Here is a 25842-nt window from a genome sequence, read left to right on the forward strand (position 1 = left end):
TCGGGTGAGTTACAAGCGCGGCTTGGCCGTTGTTTTCGGATGCGCGATCGCGGCCCTCGTGTCGTTTGCCGCGACGTATCCGCGCTTTTATCCGAGCCCGTCGACCGCCAGTGCGCCTGCCGCGGGCGGCAACGCAACCGCCAAGGCGCCCGCGCCAACGCTCGCCGTCGAACTGCCGGGCCTGTCCAGCAACAATAGCCCGTTGGCATGGTCGCGCCTGAGCTCGGCCGAGCACCTTGCGCTCGCGCCCTTCGCCGAAGCATGGGATTCCTTCAGCGACGAACGCAAGCGAAAATGGATCAAGATCGCCGCGCGTTATCCGAAGTTATCGCCTGATGCGCAAAAACGCCTGCATGACCGAATGACTGAATGGGTGCGCATGACACCCGATCAGCGGCGCGTTGCCCGCGAAAACTACCAGGTGTCGAAGGAGTTGCCGCGCGAAACCCGCCAGAACGCGTGGAAGACTTATCAGCAATTGCCGGAAGAGCAGAAGGAGCGGCTCGCCGCGAGCGAGCGTAAGCGGCGCCCGAGCGTCGTGAGCGCACCGCCGTCCGGCAAGACCGAGATCAAGGGCCTCGACCGTCTGGTCAATGCCCGCGAGCACGGCGCGAGCGGTGCCGCAGCGGCGAGTGCCGCGGCGGCAGCTGCATTGCCGAGCCCGGCCGTCACGCCGGCGATTCCCGCTGCGGGCAGCTTCGTGCCCGCCACGCCGGTGCCGGTTTCGCCGGCCGAGGCGCCGTCGATCTTCAACGGCTCCTGATCCGCGCCCCACTGTGTCCCAGCCGCTCGCCACCTCGACACTGCCCGCCGAATCATCCGGCACCGCGCCCACCGTTCGCCGGCGCCTTGCCGCACTGCTCTACGAAGCCGTGATCCTGTTCGGCGTCGTGTTCATCGCCGGCTATCTGTTCAGCACGTTGACGCAGCAGCGCAACGGTCTCACCCATCACAACCTGCTCGCCGCGTGGATCGGCCTCGTGGTCGGTCTGTATTTCGTCTGGTTCTGGACCCACAGCGGCCAGACGCTGCCGATGAAAACCTGGCGCCTGCGCGTCGTCGCCGCTAACGGCGCGCCGTTGTCCACGGGCCGGGCGATCGTCCGTTACGTGCTGGCGTGGCTGTGGTTTTTGCCGCCGCTCGCGCTGCATCCGTTGCTGGGCCTCTCTGTACCACAGACGCTGGTGATCGCCGCGATCTGGTTCGTGCTGTGGGCCGCCACCGGCCGTTTCGATCCGCAACGTCAATTCCTGCACGACCGCCTCGCCGGAACACGAGTGATCAGCGTCGAGCGCTGACCCTCCCTCTCCCGCCACAGTAATAAGAACTTCTCGTGACTGTCACGGCACGGTCACGCGCGACTGGCGCAATACGGGCACCGCAACTCGACGCGTGAGCCATGGACCCCAAAACGTCCGCGACTTCCCTGTTCCGCCAGACCGGCCCGAGCGTCGACCCTGTCGCGTTCCGCCCGGAACCCAACCCTAGCCACGGCTTGCCGTTGCCTGTGCCGTCACTGCCGCTCGACGCGCAAGCCGGCCATCACGACGACGACCACGCCGAACCACACCGCTATCGCACCATCTGGCTGTCGGACATCCACCTCGGCTCGAGCGGTTGCCAGGCGCCGTATCTGCTCGACTTCCTGCGTCACAACGAGTCGGAATACCTGTACCTCGTGGGCGACATCATCGACGGCTGGCAGTTGAAAAAAGGCTGGTACTGGCCACAGGCGCACAACGACGTCGTGCAGAAGGTGCTGCGCAAAGCACGCAAAGGCACCCAGGTCATCTACGTGCCGGGCAATCACGACGAAGCCGCGCGCCAGTTCTGCGACCTCGCGTTCGGCGACATCCACGTGCGCGGCGAAGCGTTCCACACGACGCTCGCCGGCAAGCGCCTGTGGATCGTGCACGGCGATCTGTTCGACGGCGTGATCCAGCACGCGAAGTGGCTCGCCTATCTCGGCGACACGCTCTACACGATGATCCTGATCCTGAACCGCTGGTTCAACCGGATCCGCAGCCGGCTCGGCTTTCCGTACTGGTCGCTGTCGCAATACCTGAAGCATCAGGTGAAGAACGCGGTGAATTTCATTTCGTCGTTCGAGCGCGTGATGACCGACGAAGCGCGCCGCCGCGGTTGCGACGGCGTGGTCTGCGGGCACATTCACAAAGCCGAAATCCGCGACATCGACGGTGTGCTGTATTGCAACGACGGCGATTGGGTCGAAAGCCTGTCGGCACTCGTCGAGACGTATGAAGGCGAACTCAAGGTGATCTACTGGACCGTGATGCGCGCACCGGAAGTCGGCGTGCAAAAGGCCCGGGCGACCGCGTAGTCCCTCTCCACTTCTATTGGGCCGAAACCGATGAAGATCATGATCGTCACCGATGCATGGGAACCGCAGGTCAATGGCGTCGTGCGCACGCTGAAGAACACCACGCGCGAACTCACCGCGCTCGGCCACCAGGTCGATCTGCTGACGCCGCTCGAATTCAAGACGATTCCGTGCCCGACCTATCCTGAGATTCGCCTGTCGCTGCTGCCGCGTCGCAAGCTTCATCAGCGCATCGACGAATTCACGCCCGACGCGCTGCACATCGCCACCGAAGGCCCGCTCGGCATGGCCGCACGCGCCTACGCGATCAAGCACAAGCTGCCGTTCACAACCGCTTATCACACGCGCTTTCCCGAATATGTGCAGGCGCGTTTCGGCATTCCGATCGCGGCCACCTACAAGTTTCTGCACTGGTTCCACAAGCCGTCACTGGCGGTGATGGCGCCCACGCCCGTGGTCAAGGCCGACCTTGAAAAATTCGGCTTCACCAACGTGGTGTTGTGGACTCGCGGCGTCGACCTCGACATTTTTCACCAGATGGACTCGAAGGTGCTCAACACCGCGCGGCCGATCTTTCTGTACGTGGGACGTGTAGCAGTCGAGAAGAACGTCGAGGCGTTTCTCAAGCTCGATCTGCCCGGCTCGAAGTGGGTGGCCGGCGAAGGCCCGGCGCTCGCCGAACTGAAATCGCGCTATCCGCAAGCGAATTACCTGGGCGTGCTGACGCAAGCCGAACTGGCCAAGGTCTACGCGGCCGCCGACGTATTCGTGTTCCCGAGCCGCACCGATACCTTCGGGCTCGTGCTGCTCGAAGCGCTGGCCTGCGGCACGCCGGTCGCGGCGTATCCGGTGACCGGTCCGATCGACGTGCTCGGCGACGGCGGCGCGGGCGCCATGCATGAAGACTTGCGCGAGGCTTGCCTCGAAGCGCTGAAGATCGAGCGCAGCCATGCGCGCGCCTGGGCCGAACGCTTCTCGTGGGCAGCCGCGTCGGAACAGTTCGCGGCACATTTGAAGCCGTTGCCGCGCACGTCGTATAGCGAGGAAAGCGCCGCCGCGTGAAGCGACGCGCCGAGCCGTCTATGCGAACCCGAAACTCCACCGCCGCACGCGCGTCGAAAGGCGCGCTGCGCGCTGTCGACACCGAGGCCGCCGGCATCGAGCCGTTCGACGACGTGAGCGAGCACGACACGCCGAATCATGTCGATCACGCGAATGGTTTTCACGGCATGAACGGTGCAAGCCTCGAGGGTCTCGCGAACCCCGAAAGCGAGCCGCATAACGAACCGCTCAGCCCCGACGATCCATTCGCACCGCTCCCCTTCAATCCATACAAGGGCAATCGCGGCGTGACCCGCGCGTGGCACGCGATGAAAAATTCGCTGGCCGGATTTCGCGTGGCGATCCGCGAGGAAAGCGCGTTTCGCCAGGAGCTCACGCTCGCCGCGATTCTGATTCCGTGCGGCGTGCTGGTGCCGGTCGATCCCGTGTCGCGTGTATTGCTGCTCGGCTCGGTACTGCTGGTGCTGATCGTCGAACTGCTCAATTCGAGCGTCGAGGCGGCCATCGACCGGATTTCGCTCGAGCGCCACGAGTTGTCGCGCCGTGCGAAGGACCTCGGCAGCGCGGCGGTCATGGTCGCGCTCGGCATGTGTGTGATGACATGGGGACTGATCGTCGGGCCGCTCGTCGTGCATTGGGTCAAAGCGTTGCTCTGAGCGTGGTGATGGAATTCACCCGCAGCACCGCCTGACGCCCTTTCCCGGCGTCCCAAAGAATGAAAACCCTGAGTATCCGTTTGGTATAAGAACGGTCGGTTTATAATCGTCCGACAGTCTCACGGGAAACCGTTGAGGCGCTCAATCAAAATACCAACCGCGTCCGGGTGGATCACGCTAGAGCGGCAAGCCGCCACGCGCCCAACCCGGCGTAACCAGGGCCGGACGACATGGAAGCCAAACCTCCCCGCCGCACCCGCGAACGGATACTCGAACTATCGTTGAAGCTGTTCAACGAAATCGGCGAGCCGAACGTCACAACAACGACGATCGCCGAGGAAATGGAAATCAGTCCAGGCAATCTGTACTACCACTTCCGCAACAAAGACGACATCATCAACAGCATCTTCAGCCAGTTCGAGCAGGAGATCGAAAAGCGTCTGCGCTTTCCCGACGACCACCGCGCGACGATCGACGAGATGTGGTCGTACCTGCAGTACATGGTCGATTTCACCTGGCGCTATCGTTTCCTGTATCGCGATCTGAACGATCTGCTGGCCCGTAACCGCACGCTCGAGACGCACTTCAAGCAGATCATCAGCCACAAGGTGCGCTTTGCAAGCCAGTTCTGCGAGCAACTCGTGGCCGACGGCGAAATGGTCGCCACGCCCGAAGAACTGCACGTGATCGCCACCAACGTCGGCGTAATCGGCACGTACTGGCTGTCGTATCAGTTCGTGATGAACCCGCGCAAGTACAACGAGCAGGAAACGATTCGCGCGGAACTGCATCAGGTGAGCGTGCAGATCGTCTCGCTGATGGCGCCTTATCTGCGCGGCCGCTCGCGGCAGATTTTCGACGACCTCGTCTCGGGCAAGCTGCCCAAGCGCGAGTTCTACGACTACCTGCCGCCCAAGGAAGGCGCCGCGCCCCGCAACGAACCGAAGGACGTTTGAGTATGAAGTCGGTGTGTGTGTATTGCGGCTCCTCCGACGGAGCCAGACCCTTGTACGCCGAGGCCGCGCGCGCCTTCGGCCGTGCGCTGGTGCAGGCCGATCTCGCGCTGGTCTACGGCGGCGGCAAGGTCGGCCTGATGGGCGTGATCGCCGATACGGTGATGGCCGAAGGCGGTCGTGCAATCGGCGTGATTCCCGAGTTGCTGGTCAACAAGGAAGTCGGCCATAACGGGCTGACCGAGTTGCACGTGGTGCCCGACATGCATCATCGCAAGAAGATGATGGCCGACCTGTCCGACGCGTTCGTCGCGATGCCGGGCGGCGTGGGTACGCTCGAAGAGCTCTTCGAGGTCTATACGTGGGCGCAGCTCGGCTATCACCAGAAGCCGGTGGCAGTGCTGAACATCGACGGCTTCTACGATCCGCTGATCGCGCTCCTCAAGCACACGGTAGACGAAGGCTTCATGCGGCAGACCTATTTCGACATCCTGCAAAGGGAGTCCGATCCGGTCGCGCTGATCGACAAGCTGCAACGCTACAAGCCGCCCGTCAGCGACAAATGGGCTGTCAAACGCGACGCTGTTTGATCATCGCCTGCCACGCTTCTCCGACTGTCTGAACGAACACCCGCCGCACGCTCCCGCGGCTCCGCCCGAACGATGAGGTTGCAATGACGAAAACCGTTCTGATCACCGGTGGCAGCCGCGGCATTGGCCGCGCAACCGCGCGTCTGCTGGGCGCACGTGGCTGGTCGGTCGGCGTGAATTACGCGCAGAACCTCGCGGCCGCGCAGGACACCGCTGCTGAAGTGGAACGCGCCGGCGGCCAGGCACTTCCGATTGCCGGCGACGTCGCCAATGAAGCCGATGTGATAGCGATGTTCGACGCGCTCCAGCAAAAGTTCGGCCGGCTCGATGCGCTCGTCAACAATGCCGGGATCGTCGCGCCTTCGAGCCAGCTCGCGGATATGGACCTCGCGCGCCTGAAGCGCATGTTCGACGTCAATGTGCTTGGCGCGTATCTCTGCGCACGCGAAGCCGCGCGCCGCATGTCGACCACGCGCGGCGGCGCGGGTGGCGTGATCGTGAACATCTCGTCGGCGGCCTCGCGTTTGGGTTCGCCGAACGAATACGTCGACTATGCCGGCTCGAAAGGCGCAGTCGACACCATGACGATCGGCCTCGCCAAGGAACTCGGTCCGCAGGGCGTGCGCGTGAACGCAGTGCGCCCTGGCCTGATCGATACCGAAATCCACGCCAGCGGCGGCAAGCCCGAGCGCGCCGCCCAACTCGGCGCGACCACGCCGCTAGGCCGCCCCGGCCACGCCGACGAAGTCGCCGAGTCGATCGTCTGGTTGCTAAGCGACGCTGCCTCGTACGTGACGGGCGCATTGCTCGACGTCGCCGGCGGACGCTGAATACCGCTCTTCTGTTCCCGCGGCCGGCGGCTTCGCACGGCCGCAATCCCCTTTCCCCACATTCCATTCCCGTCAATCTGACGAGGAATCGGCTCAATTCGTTCGGCTGAACACCCTATTCCACACCTTTTCTGTAATCGGCCGTAATAAACTGGGACTACAATCGCAGCGTTCGTATGCAACCGCATGCGACGCATAGCCAAAGCATAAGTCCGCGGCCCAAGTCGCCGCGTACCGCGATCAGAGATTCCAATGTTCGAAAAGCCATCCGCGCCCTGGCGCGCGGGGAAGGTCGCGATTGCGACGCCAGCGCCGGCCGGCCCTGCCGACGGCGCACCGGACACGCATCCCGGCTCGGCACACGCGACCGAAGCCGCAGCGCCCGCAAGGCCCGCCCCTGCCGGCCCCACGGATCCGGCCGCTCCCGCTTCGCGCGGCGCCCGGCGCTTGCGCGCGCTCACGGCGGCTCGTCCGTTGAGGTGGCTGGTCGCGCTGGCGATCCTGTGCGCGTGGCTCCTGCCTGGCACTCTGGGCCACGAGCCCTGGAAGCAGGACGAGACCTACACGTTCGGGATCATTCAGCACATACTCGACACCGGCGATCTGGTCGTGCCGACCAACGCCGGCCAGCCGTTCGTCGAAAAGCCGCCGATCTACGACTGGGTCGCCGCAGGCCTCGCGTGGATGTTCGGCCGCTACCTGCCCTTGCATGACGCCGCACGCCTCGCGAGCGCGCTCTTCGCTGGCCTAACCGTCTACTACACGGCACGCGTCGCCCGCCGTGCGGTGGCTGCCTCGAGCTGGTTCGATATCCGCGTGATCGGCACGCTGGCCTTGTTCGCGAGCACGCTCGTCGTCATCAAGCACGTGCACGACATGATGACCGACGTCGCGCTGATGGCTGGCGCCGCAATCGGCTTTTGCGGCCTATTCGAACTCGTCCTCGTGCATCTGCGCGACGAAGCGCGCCTGCTACGGGGCGATGCGCGCCACAGGCGCCACGCGATTCTGAGCGGTGCGGCGATGTTCGGTGCGGGCGTGGGCGTGTCGTTGCTGGCCAAGGGCCTGTTCGTGCCGCTCGTGTTCGGCGCAACCACCGTCGCAGTACTGGTGCTGTATCCCGCCTGCCGCACGCGCAGCTTTGCGGGCGCGCTCGGTATCGCCGCGCTGGTCTGCGCACCCCTCGCGCTGATCTGGCCGATCTGTTTCTATCTGCGCTCCGAAGCGCTCTTCAAGATCTGGCTGTGGGACAACAACGTCGGCCGCTTCTTCGGTTTTTCGGTGGCGGAACTCGGCTCTGAAAACGAAAGCCGTTGGTTCGTGCTGCGCACCGTGCTGAGCGTCGGCTTTCCGGTCGTACCACTTGCCTTAGCCGCGCTCGCCGGCGGCGGATGGCGCCGCTGGCGCGATCCGCGGATCGCTCTGCCGGTGATTTTCGCGGGCACCGGTTTCGCCGTATTGCAAAGCTCGGCAACGGTGCGCGAACTGTACATCCTGCCGTTCATCGCCCCGCTCGCCTTGCTGGCGATGCAAGGCATCGAAAAGCTGCCGCGGCGTCTGCACGCAAGCTGGGACATGGCAAGCCGCGTGCTGTTCGGCAGCACGGCCGCGCTCGCGTGGATCATCTGGTCGATCATGAGCGATCCGGCCAATACGCATGCGTCGCTGCACCGGCTCGGCCGTTGGTTACCGCTCGACTGGGTGCTGCCGGTCAAGCCCGGGCTGATCGCAGCCGCGCTGCTGATGACGCTCGGCTGGCTGTGGCTCCTGCCGGTCTTCAAGTACACCGGCAAATGGCGCGGTGTGCTGAGTTGGTGTGCGGGCGCAATTCTCGCATGGGGATTGGTGAGTACGCTCCTGCTGCCATGGCTCGACTACGCGAAGAGCTACCGCTCCGTGTTCGAAAACCTCGGCGCCAGAATGAATATCGAGTGGAACGATGGGGATTGCATGGCCAGTATGGACCTCGGCGAATCGGAAGCGCCGATGCTGTACTACTACACCGGCATCGAGCATCAACCGACCTCGAATCCCGCGGCGACCGAGTGTACGTGGCTGATCCAGCAGGGCCGCCGTGACAATCCGCGCGCGCCAGGTGGAGATTGGCGACTGTTCTGGTCGGGCGCGCGCCCAGGCGACACCGACGAGCTGTTGCGAGTATTCGTGCGAACGCCGGCAATACCCACGCGCGGCGAGTAGCACGTGGCAGCGCATGGCGCGCCCGAACTGCGCCTGCGCGTTGTCGTCACACCTAGAACGACGAGCTGGGCTCTTTCAGAAAAGCCTTTTCTTCATCCGTCGACAGGCGCTCAAGTACCGCATTGCGATGGGGAAAGCGTCCGAAACGTTCGACGATTCTGGCGTGCCTGACCGCGGAGGAATAGTAGGACGCACCACCCGGCTCCGCCTTCAGCTGCTTGAACAGGCGCAGCGATTCGTGCTGGCTGGCGAGCGTTTCGTCGTGTTCAAACGGTAGATACGCGAACGCGCGGTGATGCGCGGTCGGCAATAAAAGATCAGCGCCGCTGGCGACCATCTGTTGCGCGATGTGCAGCGCGTGGTGATCGGCGGCGAAAGCGCGCGGCGTGTTGCGGTGGCAATTGCGCGAAAACTGATCCAGAACGATGACCAGCGCTAACGCGCCGAGCGGAGTCTCTGTCCAGCTGTCGAGAGACCCTGCGCGCGCCGCATCGATCAGTGCCCCGAAGCGTTCCAGCAGCATCGCGTCAAAGGCTGCGTCGCGGGAGAACCAGAGCTTGCGCGCCTCACCGAAGGTGGGCGTATTCGGAGCGCCGAACCAGCACTCCAGGACCGCCCGCGCATCTGCTGCTTCCGGCTCCGCTACCCGCTCAACCATTGCGATTGCGCATCCAGTCCGCGGTCTCGAAGAACGACGCCAGCAAGCGCTCCCTCAATACCTCCGAAAGCCCAACGTCTTCCATCGCCCACGCCATGCAGCGAAGCCATTGATCCCGCTCGCTGGACGCGATCGGAAACGGCATATGTCTGGCGCGCAGCCGCGGATGACCGAAGCGGCTGATGTAATGATCGGGGCCGCCCATCCATCCGCACAAAAACCAGAAGAACTTGTCGCGCGAGCCGTCGAGCGACTCGGGATGCAAGGCGCGAATCCCGGCGAATTCCGCTTCGAGATCCATCAAGTCATAAAACCGGTCGACCAGTTCGCGCACGCGCGCTTCACCGCCCACCAGTTCGAAGGCCGTCGGCTGTGCCGTGGACACTTCGTCGTTAAGATCGCTCATACCCAATCACAGAAACAGAAAAGAAAAATCACGCGTCTCGCAGCGATTGCAACGCCGGCCGTGCCAGCACATGCCGCAAGCTGAGCCAGCCACCCACGCCCGCGCAAGCGATGCCGGCTGCGATACCCGCCGGCAACAACCACGGATCGAACGCCAGATAAAACTCGAACACGCGCGTCGCCAGTTGCCAGCCGATCACCTGCGCACCGAGCGCCGCCATCAAACCGGCGAGCGCGCCAACCGCCACGAACTCGGCAACCTGCACCGCCCGCACCTGGCGATGCGAGGCCCCCAGCGCGCGCAGCAGCGCGGATTCTCGCATACGCTCGTCGCGGGTGCCGGCAAGCGCCGCGTAGAGCACCAGCACGCCGGCCGCGAGCGTGAACGCGAACAGGAACTGCACCGCGCCGATCACCTGCTGCAGGACACGCTGCACCTGCGCCAGAATCGGACCGGTGTCGATTGCCGTGAGGTTCGGATAGGCGGCGATCAACCCGTCTATGGTCGATTGCTTGTCGGGCGGTAAATGGAAACTCGTGATGAACGTCGCCGGGAAATCCTGCAAGGCGGCCGGCGGCATCAGCACGAAAAAATTGACCTTGAACGAACCCCAGTCGAGCTTGCGCACACTCGTCACCGGCGCATCGATCTGCAGACCCGTCACGTCGAAGCGCAGTGTATCGCCGGGCTTCACGTTGATCAGCTTCGCGAGCCCCTGCTCGATCGAAATCTGCGGCGTCTTCGTGTCGCCATACCATGTGCCGGCAGAGAGACGGTTGTCGTCAGGCAGCTCGGTCGTGTACGACAAATTGAATTCGCGGTCGACGAGACGCCTCGCATCGTCGCCCTTGAACGAATCCGGATTGACCGGCTTGCCGTTGATCGCAATCAAGCGGCCGCGCACCATCGGCGCGAGCACCGTGCCAGGCACGCCGTGCGCGCCCAGATACTGCGTGACGGCGTCGCGCTGGTCGGGCTGGATATCGATGATGAATTCATTCGGCGCATCGGGCGGCGTCGATTTGCGCCAGCCGGCCACGAGGTCGTTACGCGTCATCGCAATCAGCAACAGGCACATCAGGCCGATGCCGAGCGCGGTGATCTGCAGCGCGCTCGCGCCACTACGCCGTTCCAGCGACGCCAGCGCGTAACGCCAGCCGATGCCCGCATTCACGCGCTCGCTGCGCACTACACGCGACGCGCCCCACAGCGCCAGCCGCGCGACGCACGCGAATACCAGCAGTCCGCCGGCGAAGCCGCCCGCCACAATGCCACCAAGCTTCAACTCGCCCGCGGCGACGATCAGGAGTGCGGCGAACAGCACGATGCCGAGCGCGTAGGCGGCCCAGGCAGTGCGCCCCGCTTCGCCCCATTCGCGGCGCAGCACGCGCACCGGCGGCACGCGTGTCAGCGGCAACAGCGGCGGCAACGCAAACCCAAGCAACAACACGAGACCGGCTGCGATACCTTCGAGCGCGGGCCATGCGGTTGGGTACGGCAGCACGACGTCGATCAGACTGCCGAGCCACGTCAGCAACGCCATGTGGCCCAGGTAACCGAGCGCCACGCCGAGCGCGCCACCGATCAAACCCAGCCCTACGAATTCAAGCGTGAACAGCGTGCGCAGCGTGGCCTGACTGACACCCAGACAACGCATCGCCGCGCAGCCATCCAGATGCCGGCGCATATACCGATGCGCGGCCATGGCGATCGCCACCGCCGCGAGCAACGCGGTGAGCAGCGAGACCAGCGTGAGGAAGTGACTCGCGCGGTCGAGCGTCTGACGCACTTGCGGCTGGCCGTCCTGCAACGACTCGAGCGCAACGCCGCGCATCTTGCCGCCGTCCACCTTGTCATGCGCAAATTGCGCGAAGCGCGCCACCGACGCATCCGAACCCGCCACCAGCAAGCGATAAGTCACGCGGCTGCCGAAGGTGATGAGGCCGGTCGACGGGACATCGTCGGCACGCAGCATCAAGCGCGGAGAAAAATTGACGAACGAGAAGCCGCGGTCGAGTTCGCGCGTAATCACTGCAGCGATCGCGAAGCTGCGGGACCCGACCTTCACGGTATCGCCGACGTGCAGCTTCAGCGCGTCGAGCAATGCCTGATCGACCCATACCGTGCCAGGCGCGGGAATCGATTGGGTGGGATGGTCCGCCGCGCCCGGCGCCGAAGCAATCCGCAACGCGCCGCGCAACGGATAACCCGGCGACACCGCCTTGATAGCGGCTAGCCGCGAGACCGGCTGCGCGCCGGTCGAGTTGATCATGCTGGGAAAGATCGCCGTGCTGGCGGTGTTCAGACCGAGCGCGCCGGCTTGCTGCGCGAACTGCGGATCGACCGGATGATCGGCGCGAACGATGAAATCAGCAGCGATCATGCGCCGCGCATCGCGTTCGAGCCCCTGATGTAAGCGGTCAGCCAGAAAGCCGACACTCGACAGCGCCGCGACGGCCAGCACCAGCGCCAGCAGCAGCATCGTCAATTCGCCGGCGCGCCAGTCGCGTGCCGTCATGCGGATAGCCTGGCGCAACAGATCCATACTGCCCAACCGGCGCGCTGCCTTGGCGTGCGCCGTTACCCCGCGTCCCGTATCGCTCAATCGTGCCTGCTCCTGGCAAAGCGCGACACCATGTGCGTCGCCATCCCGCGAAAACCGCCCTGCACCCCGCGCCACAAACGCGGCAACGCCCAGGCGGCCAGCATCAGGAAGCCCACCATCAAGACCAGGAACACAAGCGGCACGAACAGCGCGAGCAGCATGCCGCCGAACACGAGACCGTCTTCAGCGGTCGAGGTCACGACATTCGACACTGGTTCCGGCGACAGATTGATCAGCGCGCGCGTACCCGCTTTGGCCAGATGCGCGGTGCCCGCCAGCGTGCCGCCCGCGAGCGCGGCGACCGTCAACAGCGCAGGATCGGCATGGCCGAGCGCGCCGGCCGCCAGCACGGCGCCGGCGGGAATGCGGATAAAGGTATGGACCGCGTCCCATAGGGAATCGAACGCGGGGATTTTGTCGGCGAGAAATTCGGTGACCGTCAGCACGCCGGCGACACCGATGACCCACGGCGAAGACAGCGCGGACAGCGTATCGGGGAGATGAATGAAGCCGAGACGTGCGAACACGCCGGCCAGCAGGACTGTCAGATAGAGGCGCAGACCGCTGCCCCATGAGAGGCCCGCAGCGAGCGAAAGTGATTCAAGCATGGCCGCCTCCAGGCGCGCTGTGCGTGCCGGGCGCTTCGACGGGCATTGGAAAGGGAGCAGCCGCACCGAAGTCGTCAGACCCGCGCCAAGCCGGCCGCGCCAAATAGGCCGCGGGCAAATTCAGGTTGGATTCGATCTCATTATAGCCACGTTAATTCGCAGAACGCAGAGTGACTAACAAATGGCGGACTCTAACGGCAGGGTATGGGCGCACGGTTCGAGCGCACGCGGACACGATATTCGGGCCCGCCAACAGGGCTCAATGCCCCGATGACAGCTTCAAACCGATCAATCCGATCACGATCAGCGCAGCGCTCGCGACCCGCGCGACCGTCAGGGCCTCACCCATCATGACGATGCCGAAGATGAATGCGCCGACCGCGCCGATCCCCGTCCACACGGCGTAGGCCGTGCCGAGCGGCAGTTGGCGCATCGCCATGGCGAGCAGAACGAAGCTGCCGAGCGCGGTCACGATCGTGAACACGGACGGCCAGAGCCGGGTGAAACCTTCGGAGGTTTTGAGACCGGCCGCCCATGCGACTTCAAGCAAACCGGCAATCAACAGAAGAATCCAGGACATGAGACAGCTCCATGGTCAGATGGGGCCGTCCCCGTTTGTAGCAGTGCGCAAGGTCGTCCTTACGAACTGTAATTATATCAAAATAGGCCGCCGCCTTACTGCGGCGACAAGCCGCAAGGACGCGCAAGGGCCGCGGCGGACGCCTCGGGCAGGCTCAAACCGCGCCCACCAGCCGGTATCCCACGCCCGTTTCCGTCACGATATGCTCCGGCTGCGCCGGGTCGCGCTCCAGTTTCCCGCGCAGATGCGCCATGTAGATACGCAGATAGTGGTGGCTCTCCACATGTGACGGCCCCCACACGTCGCGCAGCAATTGCCGGTGCGTCAAGACGCGGCCGGCGTGGCGCACTAGTGTCGCGAGCAGGCGGTATTCGATCGGCGTGAGATGGACGGCCACGCCGTCGCGGCTCACCTGGCGCAAGGCCAGATCGACCGTCACCGCGCCGAAGCGCACCACCGGCGATTCATTCGCGCCGCCCTGATTGCGCCTCCGCATATGCGCTCGGATCCGCGCCAGCAGTTCCGAAACGCCGAACGGCTTGGTGAGGTAGTCATCCGCACCGGCATCGAGCGCGGCGACTTTCTCGGTTTCCTGGGTGCGCGCCGACAGCACGATGACCGGCAACTCGCTCCAGCCACGCAGCTCGCGAATCACGTCGAGACCGTCGGTGTCGGGCAGGCCGAGATCGACGATGACGAGATCGGGCTTACGCGTCGCGGCTTCGACGAGACCTTGCTTGCCGGTCTCGGCGTCGTGCACAACGATGCCCTCGCCTTCCAGCGCGGTTCGCACGAAGCGGCGAATCTGCTTTTCGTCTTCAATCAGGACGACTGTGATGCTCGGGTCACTCATGGCTAGGCTTGGAACGCGGGTTAAGAGTTAAATCGTGGTCCGGCAAGGCATCGGCGCCTTCGTCTTCCAGCGCATCCGGTGCCTCGGGCGGCGTTTCCACCGGCAGCGTGAACCAGAAGCGCGCGCCTTCGACACGGCCGTCCGCGGACATCCGATTGAGCGCGCCGATTGTACCGCCGTGCGCTTCCACAATTGCGCGGCAAATCGCGAGGCCAAGGCCGATGCCCGGCTTGGCCGACTCTTTCTCGCCGCGCGTGAATTTCTCGAACACACGCGCTTCCATGCCGGCCGGCAGACCCGGTCCGTTATCGTCGACCGCGACGCGTACGAACGATTTGCCGTCCGCGTCGAGACGTTGCGCGCTGATTGTCAGGGGCGTGTCCGGCGACGTGTATTTGGCCGCGTTCTCGAACAGGTTCGAGAAGAGCCGCTCCATCAGCACAGCATCGAGATGCAGCAACGGCAAATCCGCGGGCAGCTTCACCTGTACGGGATGATTGGCCAGCACGCGCTTGCAGGCCCGCAACGCGGCGCCCACCGTTTCTTCGAGGAGCGTCCACTGCTGATTCAACTGCAGGCTGCCGGCTTGCAAGCGCGCCATGTCGAGCAGATTGGTGACGATGCCGGTCATGCGCAGCGCTTCTTCGTGAATGGCTTCGACGAGATCGTCGCCCGGTTGCGCATCGGGATGCGCCTCGCGCGATTGCGCCAGCATCGACGAGAAGCCGACGATCGTCGTCAACGGCGTACGCAGGTCGTGCGAAATCGCCGAGAGGAGCGAATTGCGCAAGCGTTCGGATTCCATATTGACGAGCGCATCGCGAGCGATGTCGACGTAGTGCACACGCTCGAGAGCCAGCGCGATTTGCGCGGCGAATGCGTCGAGCATGCGCTGCTGCTCGGGCACGTCCAGCTCGCGCTCATCGCGCATCACGACGGCGAGCACGCCCCGCGTGCGCATCGGCGCCTTCAGCGGCAGATACAGCGCGGCGGCGGCCGGCAGCGTATCAGTGCCTTGCCCGGCAGGCTTCTGCTGGTCGTAGACCCATTGACCGACGTCGATATCGAGCATCTCGCCTTCGAGCGTGATCGTAGCGTCCGGGTCCTCGATCTTCTGCTTCACCTGATCGGCGCTGTCCGGCAACAGAATCGCGACGCGCGCGCCGAACACTTCGCTCACGTGCCGGCTGCCGATGCCGACGATCTGCTCCATGGTGAGCGCCGCCGCCAGCTCACGCGCCATCGCATACATCGCGCCGGTGCGTTGCTCCCGACGCCGCGCAACACTCGCCTCGCGGCGCAAGCTCGACGTGAGATGGCTGATGACGAGCGACGTCAGCAGCATGCCGAAGAAGGTCAGCAGATACTGCGTATCGGACACCGACAACGACATGCGCGGCGGCACGAAGAAGAAATCGAACGCGGCCACGCTCATGAACGACAGCACGACGCCCGGCCCGCGCCCCAGCTTCACGGCCGTGAAGATCACGCCGAGCAGATACAGCATGACGAGGTTGGTCAGATCGATATGGTCGATCAACTGGCTCGACAGCAGCGTAATGGCCGCACAAATCGCCAGCGCGATGCCGTAGGCGCGCGGCGGCGAACGGCGTTCGCGCGCCGTGCTCAACGCCTCGCGCCACGCGTTGGCGGTAGTGTTCAGTAAGCGCCGATGTTCAGCGCCATCACGTTCCGACGACGCGCGGATCAGTGTGAGATCGAGATCGCCCGCGCGTTCGGCGATACGTTCACCGAGCGGCCGGCGCAGCCAGCGCTTGAGACCGGTGCGCGCCGATGCGCCGGCCACCAGCTTCGAGACGTTGCGAGCCTGCGCGTAACCGATCAGCGCCGCGACCGCATCGGTGCCGGCGAGCGTCGCAGTTTCAGCGCCGAGTTCGGCGGCGAGCTTCAAGGCATTAAGCGTGCGTTCGCGGCGCGCGTCGGGCAAGCGCTGCAGCGCGGGCGTTTCCACATAAACGGCGATCCAGTCGGCCTTCAGGCTGGCAGCGAGACGCGCCGCCGCGCGCACCAGCATCGGTGCTTCCGGGCCAGGGCCGACGCACACCAGCAAGCGCTCCCGCGCCTGCCAGATCCGCTGGATCGAACGATCGGCGCGATATTCCCGCATCTGCGCATCGACGCGGTCGGCGGTGCGGCGCAATGCCAGCTCGCGTAGCGCGATCAGGTTGCCCTTGCGAAAGAAGTTGCGCACCGCGCGCTCGGCCTGCTGCGGCAAATACACCTTGCCGTCGCGCATCCGGTCGAGCAGTTCTTCGGCGGGCAGGTCGACCAGCGTGACTTCGTCAGCGCGATCGAACACGCGGTCGGGCACCGTCTCCCAGACGCGGATGCCGGTGATCTGGCCGACCACGTCGTTCAGGCTTTCGAGGTGCTGGACATTGACTGTGGTGTAGACGTCGATGCCCGCGTCGAGCAGTTCATAGACGTCCTGCCAGCGCTTCAGATGTCGGGCGCCCTGCACATTCGAATGCGCGAGTTCGTCGACGAGAATCAGTTGCGGCTTGCGGGCGAGCGCGGCGTCGAGATCGAACTCGCCGAGCTTGCGGCCGCGATACTCGATATGCGCGAGCGGCAGCACGTCGAGGCCTTCGAGCAGCGCAGCGGTTTCGCTGCGGCCATGCGTTTCGGCAATGCCGACCACCACGTCCGCGCCTTCATCGGCACGGCGCCGCGCGGCCTGCAACATCGCATAAGTTTTGCCGACGCCCGCCGACGCGCCGAAGAAAATCTTCAGCCTGCCTCGCTGACGCTTTTCTTCGTCACGTTGCAGCTTGTCGAGCAGTTCATCAGGATCGGGGCGGTTCATGCTCAATGGTTTTCATAGTAAGGCGAGCGATAGTGCCTGCATGGTGGCACGGCAGCGGCCGCGCCGCAAATGGCGAAGGCGGCCCCGCATGGACGCCGCCTCCTTGAAGCATAGCCATCATCGACGCTTTTCGACGTCAGCGACGCTCAACCTTGTTTCATCTCATCGAGCGCCAGATTCAGTTGCAGCACGTTCACGCGCGGCTCACCGAAAATGCCGAACTGGCGGCCGCTCGTATAACGATCGACCAGTGCCTGCACATCGTTGGCGGCAAGCTTGCGCGCTTTGGCAACGCGTTCGATCTGATACGCGGCAGCCGCCGGGCTGATCTCAGGATCGAGACCGCTGCCCGAGGACGTCACCAGATCGACCGGCACCGGCTTCGACATATCCGTGCCGGCAGCCTTCAACGCGTCGATGCGGCCTTTGACCTCATCGAGCAGCGCCGGGTTGGTCGGTCCGAGATTCGAACCGCTCGAGCCCTGCGGGTTGTACGGCATCGGGCTGGTGGCCGACAGACGGCCCCAGAAGTACTGCGGCGCATCGAACTGCTGGCCGATCAGCTTCGAGCCGACCACCTTGCCGTCCTTCTCGAGCATGCTGCCGTTGGCCTGGTTGTTGAAGGCCGCCTGACCGACCGCGGTCATCACGGCGGGATAAGCGAGGCCGGTGACCGCGGTCAGCACCGCGAAGATCACGATTAACGGACGGAACAGATTTTTCATGATGAGTAATTCCTCTTAAACAGCCGCTGCTCAAACCCAGCCGAACGCGGCCAGCACCATATCGATCAGCTTGATGCCGATGAACGGCACGATGATCCCGCCCAAACCATAGATCAGCAGATTGCGGCGCAGCAGAATCGCCGCACCCAGCGCGCGATAACGCACGCCCTTGAGCGCCAGCGGAATCAACAGCACGATGATCAGCGCGTTGAAAATCACCGCGGACATGATCGCCGAGGCCGGCGTAGCCAGATGCATCACGTTCAGCGCGTTCAGTGCCGGATACGTGGTCGCGAACGCCGCCGGGATGATCGCGAAGTACTTCGCCACGTCGTTCGCAATCGAGAACGTCGTGAGCGAACCGCGCGTCATCAGCATCTGCTTGCCGATTTCGACGATCTCGATCAGCTTGGTCGGATTCGAATCAAGGTCGACCATGTTGCCGGCCTCTTTCGCTGCCTGCGTGCCGGTGTTCATCGCCACCGCGACGTCGGCCTGTGCCAGCGCCGGGGCGTCGTTGGTGCCGTCGCCGGTCATCGCCACCAGACGCCCTTCGGCCTGGTGCGAACGGATCGTGGCGAGCTTCGCTTCCGGCGTGGCTTCGGCGAGGAAATCGTCGACGCCTGCTTCCGCTGCGATCGCTGCTGCGGTCAGGCGGTTGTCGCCCGTCACCATGATGGTCTTGATACCCATCTTGCGCAGTTCGGCGAAGCGTTCCTTGATACCGCCCTTCACCACGTCCTTCAGCTCGATCACGCCGAGCACGCGTGCGCCCTGCTCGCCTTTCTCGGCGACCACCAGCGGCGTGCTGCCGCGGCGTGCGACTTCGGCCACTGCCGTGCTGACTTCGTTCGGGAAACGGCCGCCGTTTGCTTCGACGTAGTTCTTCACTGCGTCGGCCGCGCCCTTGCGGATTTCACGGCCCGGCAGATCGACACCGCTCATCCGCGTTTGCGCCGTGAAGGCGAGGAATTCCGCCTTCAGCGAAGCCATATCGCGTTGACGGATATTGAAGCGCTGCTTGGCCAGCACGACGATGCTGCGGCCTTCCGGCGTTTCGTCAGCGAGCGACGAAAGCTGGGCGGCGTCGGCCAGTGCTTCTTCGGTCAAGCCCGGCGCCGGCACGAACTGCGAAGCCTGGCGGTTACCGAGCGTGATCGTGCCGGTCTTGTCGAGCAACAGCACGTCGACGTCACCTGCGGCTTCAACAGCACGGCCCGAGGTGGCGATCACGTTGGCCTGCATCATGCGGCTCATACCGGCCACACCGATCGCCGACAACAGTCCGCCGATGGTGGTCGGAATCAGACACACCAGCAGCGCGACCAGCGCGGTAATCGTGACCACGTGACCCGCTTTTGCAGCTTCGACCGAAAACATCGAGAACGGCAGCAGCGTGGCGGTAGCCAGCAACATCACGATGGTCAGCGCGACCAGCAGAATCGTCAGGGCGATTTCGTTCGGCGTCTTCTGACGCTTGGCGCCTTCGACCATCGCGATCATGCGGTCGAGGAAGGCCTCACCCGGATTCGCCGTGACACGCACGACGATCCAGTCCGACAGCACGCGCGTGCCGCCCGTCACCGACGAAAAATCGCCGCCCGACTCGCGAATCACCGGTGCGGATTCACCCGTGATCGCCGATTCGTCGACCGACGCAACACCGTCGATCACTTCGCCGTCAGCCGGAATCACGTCGCCGGTTTCGACCAGCACAACGTCGCCTTTACGCAGATCGGACGCCGTCAGAATACGGATCGGCGACTTCGGATGCGGCTCGTTGAGCTTCTTGGCCATCACGTCTTTCTTCGCGCTGCGCAGCGACGCTGCCTGGGCCTTGGAACGGCCTTCGGCAAGCGCTTCCGCGAAGTTCGCGAACAGCACCGTGAACCACAGCCACAAGGTGACCGCGAGAATGAAGCCCGCGGGCGCCTCAGCCTGACCGCCGAGCGCGGCGATCCACAGAATGGTCGTCAGAATACTGCCGACGTACACGCAGAACATCACCGGGTTACGGAACTGCGTGCGCGGCGTGAGCTTCTTGAAGGAGTCCACGATCGCCGGGCGCAGCAGCGCCGGGTCGAACATGGACCTGGTTGCATTATGTTCAGTCATTGAATCCTCGAATTTCCCGTTTGCGCCTGTTCACTCGTTGGTCGCTGGTGTCATCTCAATGGGCCGCCTCAATGGGCGCCCATCATCATCAGATGTTCGACACCAGGTCCGAGCGCAAGCGCAGGCACATAAGTCAGCGCGCCGACCAGCAGCACCGTGCCGAGCAGCAGCACGACGAACAGCGGGCCGTGAGTCGGCAGCGTGCCGCCGGTCACACCGATGCGCTTCTTCGAAGCCAGCGAACCGGCAATTGCCAGCACCGGAATGATCGTGCCGAAGCGGCCGAACCACATCGCGATAGCCGTGAGCCAGTTGTAGAACGGCGTGCTGACCGTGAGGCCTGCAAACGCACTGCCGTTGTTATTCGCAGCCGAGCTGAACGCGTAAAGGATTTCGGAGAAGCCGTGCGCGCCGGGGTTCAGAATGCCGGCCTTGCCCGCATCGCTGAGCACCGCGATCGACGTGCCCACCAGCACCAGCAGCGGCGTGAGCAGCACCACGATCGACACCATCTTCATCTCGTACGCTTCGATCTTCTTGCCGACGTATTCAGGCGTGCGGCCGATCATCAGGCCTGCCACGAATACGGCCAGCAGTGCGAACACGAGCATGCCGTACATACCGGAACCCACGCCGCCGAAGATCACTTCGCCGAGTTGCATCAGCAGCATCGGATAGAGGCCGCCGATCGGCGTCAGCGAGTCGTGCGTATTCGCTACCGCGCCGCACGAAGCCGCCGTGGTCGCCACCGTGAAGATGCCCGACTGCGCGATACCGAAGCGCGTTTCCTTGCCTTCCGCGTTACCGCCCGACTGCATCGCATTCGCCGATTGATCGACGTGCAACGCGGTCAACGCCGGATTACCCGATTGCTCGGCGCCGATTTCGCCGAACACGCATACGCCGAAAGCGATCGTCATTGCCGCGAGCACGGCCACGCCTTGCTTGCGGTCCATGATCATGCGGCCGAATACGAGTGCCAATGCCGCCGGAATGATCAGGATCGAGAAGATCTGGACGAAGTTCGAGAACGGCGTCGGGTTTTCGTACGGATGCGCCGAGTTGCCGTTAAAGAAGCCGCCACCGTTGGTGCCGAGCATCTTGATCGCTTCCTGCGAAGCAACCGGGCCCATCGCGATGGTCTGCGTCTTCACCGGCGTATCGACCGTCACCGCATTGCCCTTGGCGTCCTTCACCGGATTGCCTTGTGCATCGAGCTTCGGGGCGGCGTACGTAGTGGTTTGCAACGTCGGCACGTCCTGATACGACTTGAAGTTCTGGATCACACCCTGGCTCATCAGGATCGCAGCGATGATCACCGACATCGGCAGCAACACGTAGAGCGTCACGCGCGTCAGGTCGACCCAGAAGTTGCCGATGGTTTGCGCAGTGTGACGAGCAAAGCCGCGAATCAGCGCGATCACCACCACGATGCCGGTGGCGGCCGAGAAGAAATTCTGCACAGTGAAGCCGAGCATCTGCGCGAGATAGCCAACGGTTTGCTCAGGCGTGTAATCCTGCCAGTTCGTGTTGGTCACGAAGCTGACAGCTGTATTGAACGCGCCGTCGACCGTCATCGGGCCGAACTGCTGCGGGTTGCCCGGCAACCAGCCTTGTACGCGCAGCAACAGGTAAAGAAACAGCGTGCCGAGCGCGTTGAACGCGATCGTGGCGATGGCGTAGTGCTTCCAGCCCATTTCCGCCGACGGATCGACGCCCGCGATGCGATACAGCAAACGTTCGATAGGACCGCCGAAGCGGACCACGCGCGAGCTGCCGTCCATCACATTGCTCAGATAACGGGACATCGGCACCGCGGCAGCCAGCAGCACGACGATGAAGAAACCCGCTTGCAGGACATTGTTCGAGTTCATTCAATGTCCTCCGCGCGCAAGAGCGCATAGACCAGGTACACAAACAGCAGCGCGGTCGCCGCACCAGACAACCAGAGAATCCAGGTCATGAGCGAGCTCCCTGGCCACGCCGGAACTGCATCAACTTCTCGCAGCCGGCAATCAACCCAAAGGTCAGCGCGAAAAACAGCACCATCCCCCCGACATACAGCACATCCATTTCTATTCCCCATTCACGGACTTTGGATAGGTGCAACGTTATGCCGATCCGCGTAAAGGGCTGGTCAAAGATCTGGGATGGGATGTAAAAATCGCGTAAACGGAAAAGGCCGTTCCATCGGGAGATGGAACGGCCTTGACCCGCTGGGTATGGGTTTGCGGTCTTTCGGGTTTACGGCAGCAGAACCGTCGAACCGGTGGTGCGGCGCCCTTCGAGATCCGCATGGGCCTGCCCGACATCAGCCAGCGCATAGCGCTGATTGATGCTCGCCTTCACCTTGCCCGACACCAGGACGTCGAACAGCTCCGAGGACATCGCCTCGTAGTCGCTGCGTTTGGCGATATACGTGAAGAGCGTGGGACGCGTAAAGAACAGCGAACCGCGTCCGGCGAATTCCGACGAATCGATCGGCGGCAACGGTCCCGAGGCATTGCCGAAGCTCACGAACATGCCAAGCGGTGCGAGGCAATCGAGCGAAGCCGTAAACGTGTCGTTGCCGATCGAGTCGTACACCACCGGCACCCCTGCGCCATTGGTGATCTCGCGCACGCGCTTGGTGAAGTTTTCGCGCGTATAGACGATGGGGTGATCGCAACCGTGTGCTTTGGCGATTTCGGCTTTCTCGTCGGAACCGACCGTGCCGATCACCGTGGCGCCGAGCGCCTTCGCCCACTGGCAAACCAGCAGGCCAACGCCACCGGCCGCGGCCTGAATCAGGATCGTGTCGCCGGCCTTCACCGGATACGTGCGGCGCAGCAGGTATTGCGCGGTCAGCCCTTGCAGCATCACGGAGGCTGCCTGCTCGTCGCTCAACGCGTCCGGCACCTTGACGGCTAGCGCCGACGGCAACACACGCTCCTGGGCGTATGCGCCAGGCGGGCGCGCCACGTAGGCTACGCGATCGCCCGTTTTGAAGCCGGTCACGCCAGGGCCGACCGCCGTGACTTCACCCGCCGCTTCCATCCCGAGTCCACCCGGCAACGGCAGTGGGTACAAGCCCTTGCGGAAATACACGTCGATATAGTTCAGCCCGACCGCAGTCTGTTTGATGCGGATCTCGCCCGCGACCGGCTCGCCCACTTCGACGTCGACCCATTTCATCACCTCCGGGCCGCCGGTTTTGTCGAATCGGATTGCTTTGACCATCATGTCTCCCTGGTTTGTGGTTTCGTTCGATCTTGAAACACCACCGCGTTCGCCTAGACCCGCTGCGTGAGGCGCAAGGTCAGTACGTCGAGAATCATTCGCGCGGTCGAAATATTGGTGGCGCATGGAATGTTGTGAACGTCGCAGGCACGCACCAAGGCGTTGATATCCGGTTCGTGCGGCTGCGGCGTCATCGGGTCGCGCAGGAAGATCACCATGTCCACCCGCCCTTCCGCAAGCTGCGCGCCGATCTGCAGGTCGCCGCCGTGCGGGCCGGACAACATGCGCTCGACCGTGAGGCCATGCGCATCGCCAATGCGCGTGCCGGTCGTGCCGGTCGCGACGATCTCGCAACGCCTCAGCGTATCGACGTATTCGCCGGCCAGTTTGACGATGTCGTCTTTCTTGTGATCGTGCGCGATCAGCGCAATGCGGGTGCTCATGACGTAAGACTCCTGAAACCGTTGTGATTGTCGTTGTTGTAGTGAAGGTGCTGCTGGTGTGTCAGAACGTACACGCTCAGAACGTACCGGGGTAAGCGCCGCCGTCCATCAGCCAGTTCTGCCCGGTGATGTAGCCGGCATGCACGCTGCACAGGAACGCACAGGCGCGGCCAAATTCGTCACGCGTGCCGAAACGGCCGGCGGGAATCGTCTTCATGCGCTGCTTGCGCGCATCATCGACGGAAATGTGTTGCGCGTTGGCTTGCGCCGCAAAGGTGGTGGCGATGCGGTCGGTGTCGAACAGGCCCGGCAACAGGCTGTTGATCGTCACGCCCGAGGCAGCCACCTTGCTGCGCGCCAGTCCCGCAATGAAACCGGTCAACCCCGAGCGCGCACCGTTAGAGAGACCGAGCACATCGATCGGCGCCTTGACCGCCGAGCTCGTAATGTTGACGATGCGCCCAAAGCCACGCTCGCTCATCCCGTCGATGGTCGCGCGGATCAGCTCGATCGGCGTCAGCATGTTGCTCTCCAGCGCGCGAATCCAGTCTTCGTGCGTGAAGTTGCGGAAGTCGCCCGGCGGCGGGCCGCCCGCGTTGTTAACCAGAATGTCCGGCTGCGGACAGGCGGCAAGCGCCGCGGCGCGTCCTTCGGGCGTGGTGATGTCGCACGCCACCGTTTTCACTTCGACGCCGCTCTGGTTGCGAATCTCGGCGGCGGTCGCCTCCAGCGTCTCAGCCGTGCGCGCGACGATCGTCAGGTTGACGCCTTCGGCTGCCAGCGCTTCCGCGCAGCCGCGCCCCAGACCCTTGCTGGCCGCGCAAACCAGCGCGGTGCGTCCTGCGATTCCCATGTCCATGTGCCTATCCTCATGACGTACTCGTGGCGCGGGGATGGTCCCGCGGTTGCCCAATCGTGGCAAAGAATCCCCCGATTCTAGAAGAATCGGTGCCGGACTGCGCCGGGCCACTGCAATCTCCGGTATCTTCCGGCGCCACTCTTTCGGTAAACTTGCGCCGTGGCGCGCCCGCCTGCCGGTTTCAGGCCGTGCGGAGCGCCAAACCGATCCCTCTAGCCGCCGCTTGCGCCCCCGCCATGACCCAGGACAGCCGTTTTCCCAATCTTTTCATCCTCGATCACCCGCTGATCCAGCACAAGCTGTCGCATATGCGCGACCGGGACACCTCGACTCGCACGTTCCGCGAACTGCTGCGCGAGATCACGCTGCTGATGGGCTACGAGATCACCCGCAATCTGCCAATGACCACGCGCCGCCTCACCACGCCGCTGGTCGAGATCGACGCGCCGGTGATCGCCGGCAAGAAACTGGCGATCGTGCCGGTTCTGCGTGCCGGCATCGGCATGTCGGACGGCTTGCTGGAGCTGGTGCCGTCGGCGCGCGTGGGCCACATCGGCGTGTATCGCGCCGAAGACCATCGCCCGGTCGAGTATCTGGTGCGCCTGCCGGATCTGGAAGACCGCGTGTTCATTCTGTGCGACCCGATGGTCGCGACCGGCTACTCGGCCGTGCATGCGGTGGACGTGCTCAAGCGCCGCAACGTGGCCGGCGAGAACATCATGTTCCTCGCGCTGGTGGCCGCGCCGGAAGGCGTGCAGGTGTTCCAGGACGCGCATCCGGACGTCAAACTGTACGTGGCGTCGCTCGATTCGCACCTGAACGAACACGCGTATATCGTGCCGGGTCTCGGCGACGCCGGCGACCGCCTGTTCGGCACGAAAAACTGACAGCGGACTGAAGAAAGCAGCGGGGTGGTGCGCGCAACGCGCCGCCACCGCGCAGTTTCCCCGTGATTTCCGACTACGCTCTCCTCTGCCGCACCCCTGCGCCGTGATAAAATTCGAATCCGCTCAAAGAGCGGCTCGACTTGCACTGCCACGCGGTGCATCACGCCTTCACGCCGGGTCTGCCGGGACCGGCGCACCTGGGGCGCCGCTGAGCCGCCCGCTGACCGTCCTGCCCCGCCCCAACCGCGCTGCCAACCTTTGGTTCCGCTAGCCGGGTCCGGCCGGGCGCGATCCAGCTGAGGAAAGCCTGACACCGGGCGGTCCGGCGCCGAGCGGTTTGACATCGAGGCGCAAGGCCGCAATCAGCAGCGCCGCGCGCCCGACATCGCAACGACAATTGCACTATGCGTGCGCCCCACTGGCGCG

25 protein-coding genes are annotated in these 25842 nt (G+C 64.0%); 10 read left to right on the forward strand and 15 right to left on the reverse strand.

Annotated features, from left to right (window positions below):
- Positions 1–4 precede the first annotated feature (4 nt).
- From M0D66_RS18325 to M0D66_RS18365, 9 genes are all read left to right on the forward strand, one after another.
- Entirely contained in the window at positions 5–763 is a 759-nt protein-coding gene (locus tag M0D66_RS18325) for a DUF3106 domain-containing protein (protein ID WP_200651623.1), read from the forward strand.
- Between the two features lie 13 nt (positions 764–776).
- Positions 777–1298: an RDD family protein gene (locus M0D66_RS18330; RefSeq protein WP_200651622.1), complete on the forward strand. Its 522-nt coding sequence runs from the start codon at positions 777–779 to the stop codon at positions 1296–1298.
- Between the two features lie 101 nt (positions 1299–1399).
- Positions 1400–2341, forward strand: coding sequence for a UDP-2,3-diacylglucosamine diphosphatase (locus M0D66_RS18335; RefSeq protein WP_154562269.1), 942 nt, complete (start codon positions 1400–1402; stop codon positions 2339–2341).
- Between the two features lie 30 nt (positions 2342–2371).
- Entirely contained in the window at positions 2372–3403 is a 1032-nt protein-coding gene (locus M0D66_RS18340) for a glycosyltransferase family 1 protein (protein WP_200651621.1), read from the forward strand.
- A gap of 20 nt (positions 3404–3423) precedes the next feature.
- On the forward strand, positions 3424–4059 hold the full coding sequence (locus tag M0D66_RS18345) for a diacylglycerol kinase (RefSeq protein ID WP_200651620.1): 636 nt from the start codon (positions 3424–3426) through the stop codon (positions 4057–4059).
- Between the two features lie 230 nt (positions 4060–4289).
- A complete protein-coding gene (locus M0D66_RS18350; protein ID WP_054034977.1) occupies positions 4290–5015 on the forward strand; it encodes a TetR/AcrR family transcriptional regulator in 726 nt (241 codons plus the stop codon).
- 2 nt (positions 5016–5017) lie between these two features.
- Positions 5018–5602, forward strand: coding sequence for a TIGR00730 family Rossman fold protein (locus M0D66_RS18355; RefSeq protein WP_093639586.1), 585 nt, complete (start codon positions 5018–5020; stop codon positions 5600–5602).
- A gap of 83 nt (positions 5603–5685) precedes the next feature.
- Complete coding sequence (locus M0D66_RS18360) at positions 5686–6432, forward strand: SDR family oxidoreductase (protein WP_200651619.1); 747 nt, start codon at positions 5686–5688, stop codon at positions 6430–6432.
- A gap of 252 nt (positions 6433–6684) precedes the next feature.
- Entirely contained in the window at positions 6685–8631 is a 1947-nt protein-coding gene (locus tag M0D66_RS18365) for a glycosyltransferase family 39 protein (RefSeq protein ID WP_200651618.1), read from the forward strand.
- A gap of 52 nt (positions 8632–8683) precedes the next feature.
- On the opposite strand, the gene M0D66_RS18370 is transcribed toward M0D66_RS18365, so the two are convergent.
- The 15 genes from M0D66_RS18370 to M0D66_RS18440 form a co-directional block, all read right to left on the reverse strand.
- Positions 8684–9289, reverse strand: a complete 606-nt coding sequence (locus M0D66_RS18370; protein WP_200651617.1) for a DUF924 family protein — start codon at positions 9287–9289, stop codon at positions 8684–8686.
- On the reverse strand, positions 9282–9695 hold the full coding sequence (locus M0D66_RS18375) for a group II truncated hemoglobin (RefSeq protein ID WP_093639573.1): 414 nt from the start codon (positions 9693–9695) through the stop codon (positions 9282–9284). Before M0D66_RS18375 ends, M0D66_RS18370 begins: the two co-directional genes overlap by 8 nt.
- 28 nt (positions 9696–9723) lie before the next feature.
- Positions 9724–12240 (reverse strand): ABC transporter permease, encoded by a 2517-nt coding sequence (locus M0D66_RS18380; protein WP_234487659.1) that lies wholly within the window; start codon positions 12238–12240, stop codon positions 9724–9726.
- A gap of 56 nt (positions 12241–12296) precedes the next feature.
- Positions 12297–12908, reverse strand: a complete 612-nt coding sequence (locus M0D66_RS18385; RefSeq protein WP_093639570.1) for a DUF4126 domain-containing protein — start codon at positions 12906–12908, stop codon at positions 12297–12299.
- A gap of 259 nt (positions 12909–13167) precedes the next feature.
- On the reverse strand, positions 13168–13488 hold the full coding sequence (gene sugE, locus M0D66_RS18390; RefSeq protein WP_054034983.1) for a quaternary ammonium compound efflux SMR transporter SugE: 321 nt from the start codon (positions 13486–13488) through the stop codon (positions 13168–13170).
- A gap of 154 nt (positions 13489–13642) precedes the next feature.
- Positions 13643–14341, reverse strand: coding sequence for a two-component system response regulator KdpE (gene kdpE, locus M0D66_RS18395; RefSeq protein ID WP_093639564.1), 699 nt, complete (start codon positions 14339–14341; stop codon positions 13643–13645).
- Positions 14334–17168 carry a DUF4118 domain-containing protein gene (locus M0D66_RS18400; RefSeq protein ID WP_200620053.1) on the reverse strand — a complete coding sequence of 945 codons (2835 nt, stop codon included), beginning with the start codon at positions 17166–17168 and terminating at the stop codon, positions 14334–14336. Before M0D66_RS18400 ends, kdpE begins: the two co-directional genes overlap by 8 nt.
- Before the next feature lie 146 nt (positions 17169–17314).
- Positions 17315–17893 carry a potassium-transporting ATPase subunit KdpC gene (gene kdpC / locus M0D66_RS18405; RefSeq protein ID WP_093639558.1) on the reverse strand — a complete coding sequence of 193 codons (579 nt, stop codon included), beginning with the start codon at positions 17891–17893 and terminating at the stop codon, positions 17315–17317.
- A gap of 30 nt (positions 17894–17923) precedes the next feature.
- Positions 17924–20008, reverse strand: a complete 2085-nt coding sequence (gene kdpB, locus M0D66_RS18410; protein WP_054034985.1) for a potassium-transporting ATPase subunit KdpB — start codon at positions 20006–20008, stop codon at positions 17924–17926.
- 68 nt (positions 20009–20076) lie between these two features.
- Entirely contained in the window at positions 20077–21882 is a 1806-nt protein-coding gene (gene kdpA, locus M0D66_RS18415; protein ID WP_200651616.1) for a potassium-transporting ATPase subunit KdpA, read from the reverse strand.
- Positions 21879–21971, reverse strand: coding sequence for a K(+)-transporting ATPase subunit F (gene kdpF, locus M0D66_RS18420; RefSeq protein WP_007175651.1), 93 nt, complete (start codon positions 21969–21971; stop codon positions 21879–21881). Before kdpF ends, kdpA begins: the two co-directional genes overlap by 4 nt.
- Complete coding sequence (locus M0D66_RS18425; RefSeq protein ID WP_093639552.1) at positions 21968–22081, reverse strand: potassium ABC transporter ATPase; 114 nt, start codon at positions 22079–22081, stop codon at positions 21968–21970. Before M0D66_RS18425 ends, kdpF begins: the two co-directional genes overlap by 4 nt.
- Before the next feature lie 171 nt (positions 22082–22252).
- Positions 22253–23227 (reverse strand): quinone oxidoreductase, encoded by a 975-nt coding sequence (locus tag M0D66_RS18430; protein WP_200620068.1) that lies wholly within the window; start codon positions 23225–23227, stop codon positions 22253–22255.
- A gap of 53 nt (positions 23228–23280) precedes the next feature.
- The gene (locus tag M0D66_RS18435; RefSeq protein WP_093639549.1) at positions 23281–23670 is read right to left on the reverse strand and encodes a methylglyoxal synthase; all 390 of its coding nucleotides are present in this window, start codon (positions 23668–23670) and stop codon (positions 23281–23283) included.
- A gap of 76 nt (positions 23671–23746) precedes the next feature.
- Positions 23747–24529 carry an SDR family oxidoreductase gene (locus M0D66_RS18440; RefSeq protein ID WP_200651615.1) on the reverse strand — a complete coding sequence of 261 codons (783 nt, stop codon included), beginning with the start codon at positions 24527–24529 and terminating at the stop codon, positions 23747–23749.
- 236 nt (positions 24530–24765) lie between these two features.
- Between M0D66_RS18440 and upp the strand changes: the two genes are divergently transcribed.
- A complete protein-coding gene (upp, locus tag M0D66_RS18445; RefSeq protein WP_012432337.1) occupies positions 24766–25416 on the forward strand; it encodes a uracil phosphoribosyltransferase in 651 nt (216 codons plus the stop codon).
- The last annotated feature ends 426 nt before the right edge of the window (positions 25417–25842 follow it).

The organism is Paraburkholderia sp. SECH2, from assembly GCF_030464795.1.
Lineage (GTDB): Bacteria > Pseudomonadota > Gammaproteobacteria > Burkholderiales > Burkholderiaceae > Paraburkholderia > Paraburkholderia aspalathi.

What these genes read in the sequence shown, in the direction of transcription:
- M0D66_RS18335 (WP_154562269.1), top strand. Translation starts at nt 1,400, where the DNA reads ATGGACCCCAAAACGTCCGCGACTTCCCTGTTCCGCCAGACCGGCCCG.
- M0D66_RS18340 (WP_200651621.1), top strand. Translation starts at nt 2,372, where the DNA reads ATGAAGATCATGATCGTCACCGATGCATGGGAACCGCAGGTCAATGGC.
- M0D66_RS18345 (WP_200651620.1), top strand. Translation starts at nt 3,424, where the DNA reads ATGCGAACCCGAAACTCCACCGCCGCACGCGCGTCGAAAGGCGCGCTG.
- M0D66_RS18350 (WP_054034977.1), top strand. Translation starts at nt 4,290, where the DNA reads ATGGAAGCCAAACCTCCCCGCCGCACCCGCGAACGGATACTCGAACTA.
- M0D66_RS18355 (WP_093639586.1), top strand. Translation starts at nt 5,018, where the DNA reads ATGAAGTCGGTGTGTGTGTATTGCGGCTCCTCCGACGGAGCCAGACCC.
- M0D66_RS18360 (WP_200651619.1), top strand. Translation starts at nt 5,686, where the DNA reads ATGACGAAAACCGTTCTGATCACCGGTGGCAGCCGCGGCATTGGCCGC.
- M0D66_RS18365 (WP_200651618.1), top strand. Translation starts at nt 6,685, where the DNA reads ATGTTCGAAAAGCCATCCGCGCCCTGGCGCGCGGGGAAGGTCGCGATT.
- M0D66_RS18370 (WP_200651617.1), bottom strand. Translation starts at nt 9,289, where the DNA reads ATGGTTGAGCGGGTAGCGGAGCCGGAAGCAGCAGATGCGCGGGCGGTC.
- M0D66_RS18375 (WP_093639573.1), bottom strand. Translation starts at nt 9,695, where the DNA reads ATGAGCGATCTTAACGACGAAGTGTCCACGGCACAGCCGACGGCCTTC.
- M0D66_RS18380 (WP_234487659.1), bottom strand. Translation starts at nt 12,240, where the DNA reads ATGGATCTGTTGCGCCAGGCTATCCGCATGACGGCACGCGACTGGCGC.
- M0D66_RS18385 (WP_093639570.1), bottom strand. Translation starts at nt 12,908, where the DNA reads ATGCTTGAATCACTTTCGCTCGCTGCGGGCCTCTCATGGGGCAGCGGT.
- sugE (WP_054034983.1), bottom strand. Translation starts at nt 13,488, where the DNA reads ATGTCCTGGATTCTTCTGTTGATTGCCGGTTTGCTTGAAGTCGCATGG.
- kdpE (WP_093639564.1), bottom strand. Translation starts at nt 14,341, where the DNA reads ATGAGTGACCCGAGCATCACAGTCGTCCTGATTGAAGACGAAAAGCAG.
- M0D66_RS18400 (WP_200620053.1), bottom strand. Translation starts at nt 17,168, where the DNA reads ATGAACCGCCCCGATCCTGATGAACTGCTCGACAAGCTGCAACGTGAC.
- kdpC (WP_093639558.1), bottom strand. Translation starts at nt 17,893, where the DNA reads ATGAAAAATCTGTTCCGTCCGTTAATCGTGATCTTCGCGGTGCTGACC.
- kdpB (WP_054034985.1), bottom strand. Translation starts at nt 20,008, where the DNA reads ATGACTGAACATAATGCAACCAGGTCCATGTTCGACCCGGCGCTGCTG.
- kdpA (WP_200651616.1), bottom strand. Translation starts at nt 21,882, where the DNA reads ATGAACTCGAACAATGTCCTGCAAGCGGGTTTCTTCATCGTCGTGCTG.
- kdpF (WP_007175651.1), bottom strand. Translation starts at nt 21,971, where the DNA reads ATGACCTGGATTCTCTGGTTGTCTGGTGCGGCGACCGCGCTGCTGTTT.
- M0D66_RS18425 (WP_093639552.1), bottom strand. Translation starts at nt 22,081, where the DNA reads ATGGATGTGCTGTATGTCGGGGGGATGGTGCTGTTTTTCGCGCTGACC.
- M0D66_RS18430 (WP_200620068.1), bottom strand. Translation starts at nt 23,227, where the DNA reads ATGGTCAAAGCAATCCGATTCGACAAAACCGGCGGCCCGGAGGTGATG.
- M0D66_RS18435 (WP_093639549.1), bottom strand. Translation starts at nt 23,670, where the DNA reads ATGAGCACCCGCATTGCGCTGATCGCGCACGATCACAAGAAAGACGAC.
- M0D66_RS18440 (WP_200651615.1), bottom strand. Translation starts at nt 24,529, where the DNA reads ATGGACATGGGAATCGCAGGACGCACCGCGCTGGTTTGCGCGGCCAGC.
- upp (WP_012432337.1), top strand. Translation starts at nt 24,766, where the DNA reads ATGACCCAGGACAGCCGTTTTCCCAATCTTTTCATCCTCGATCACCCG.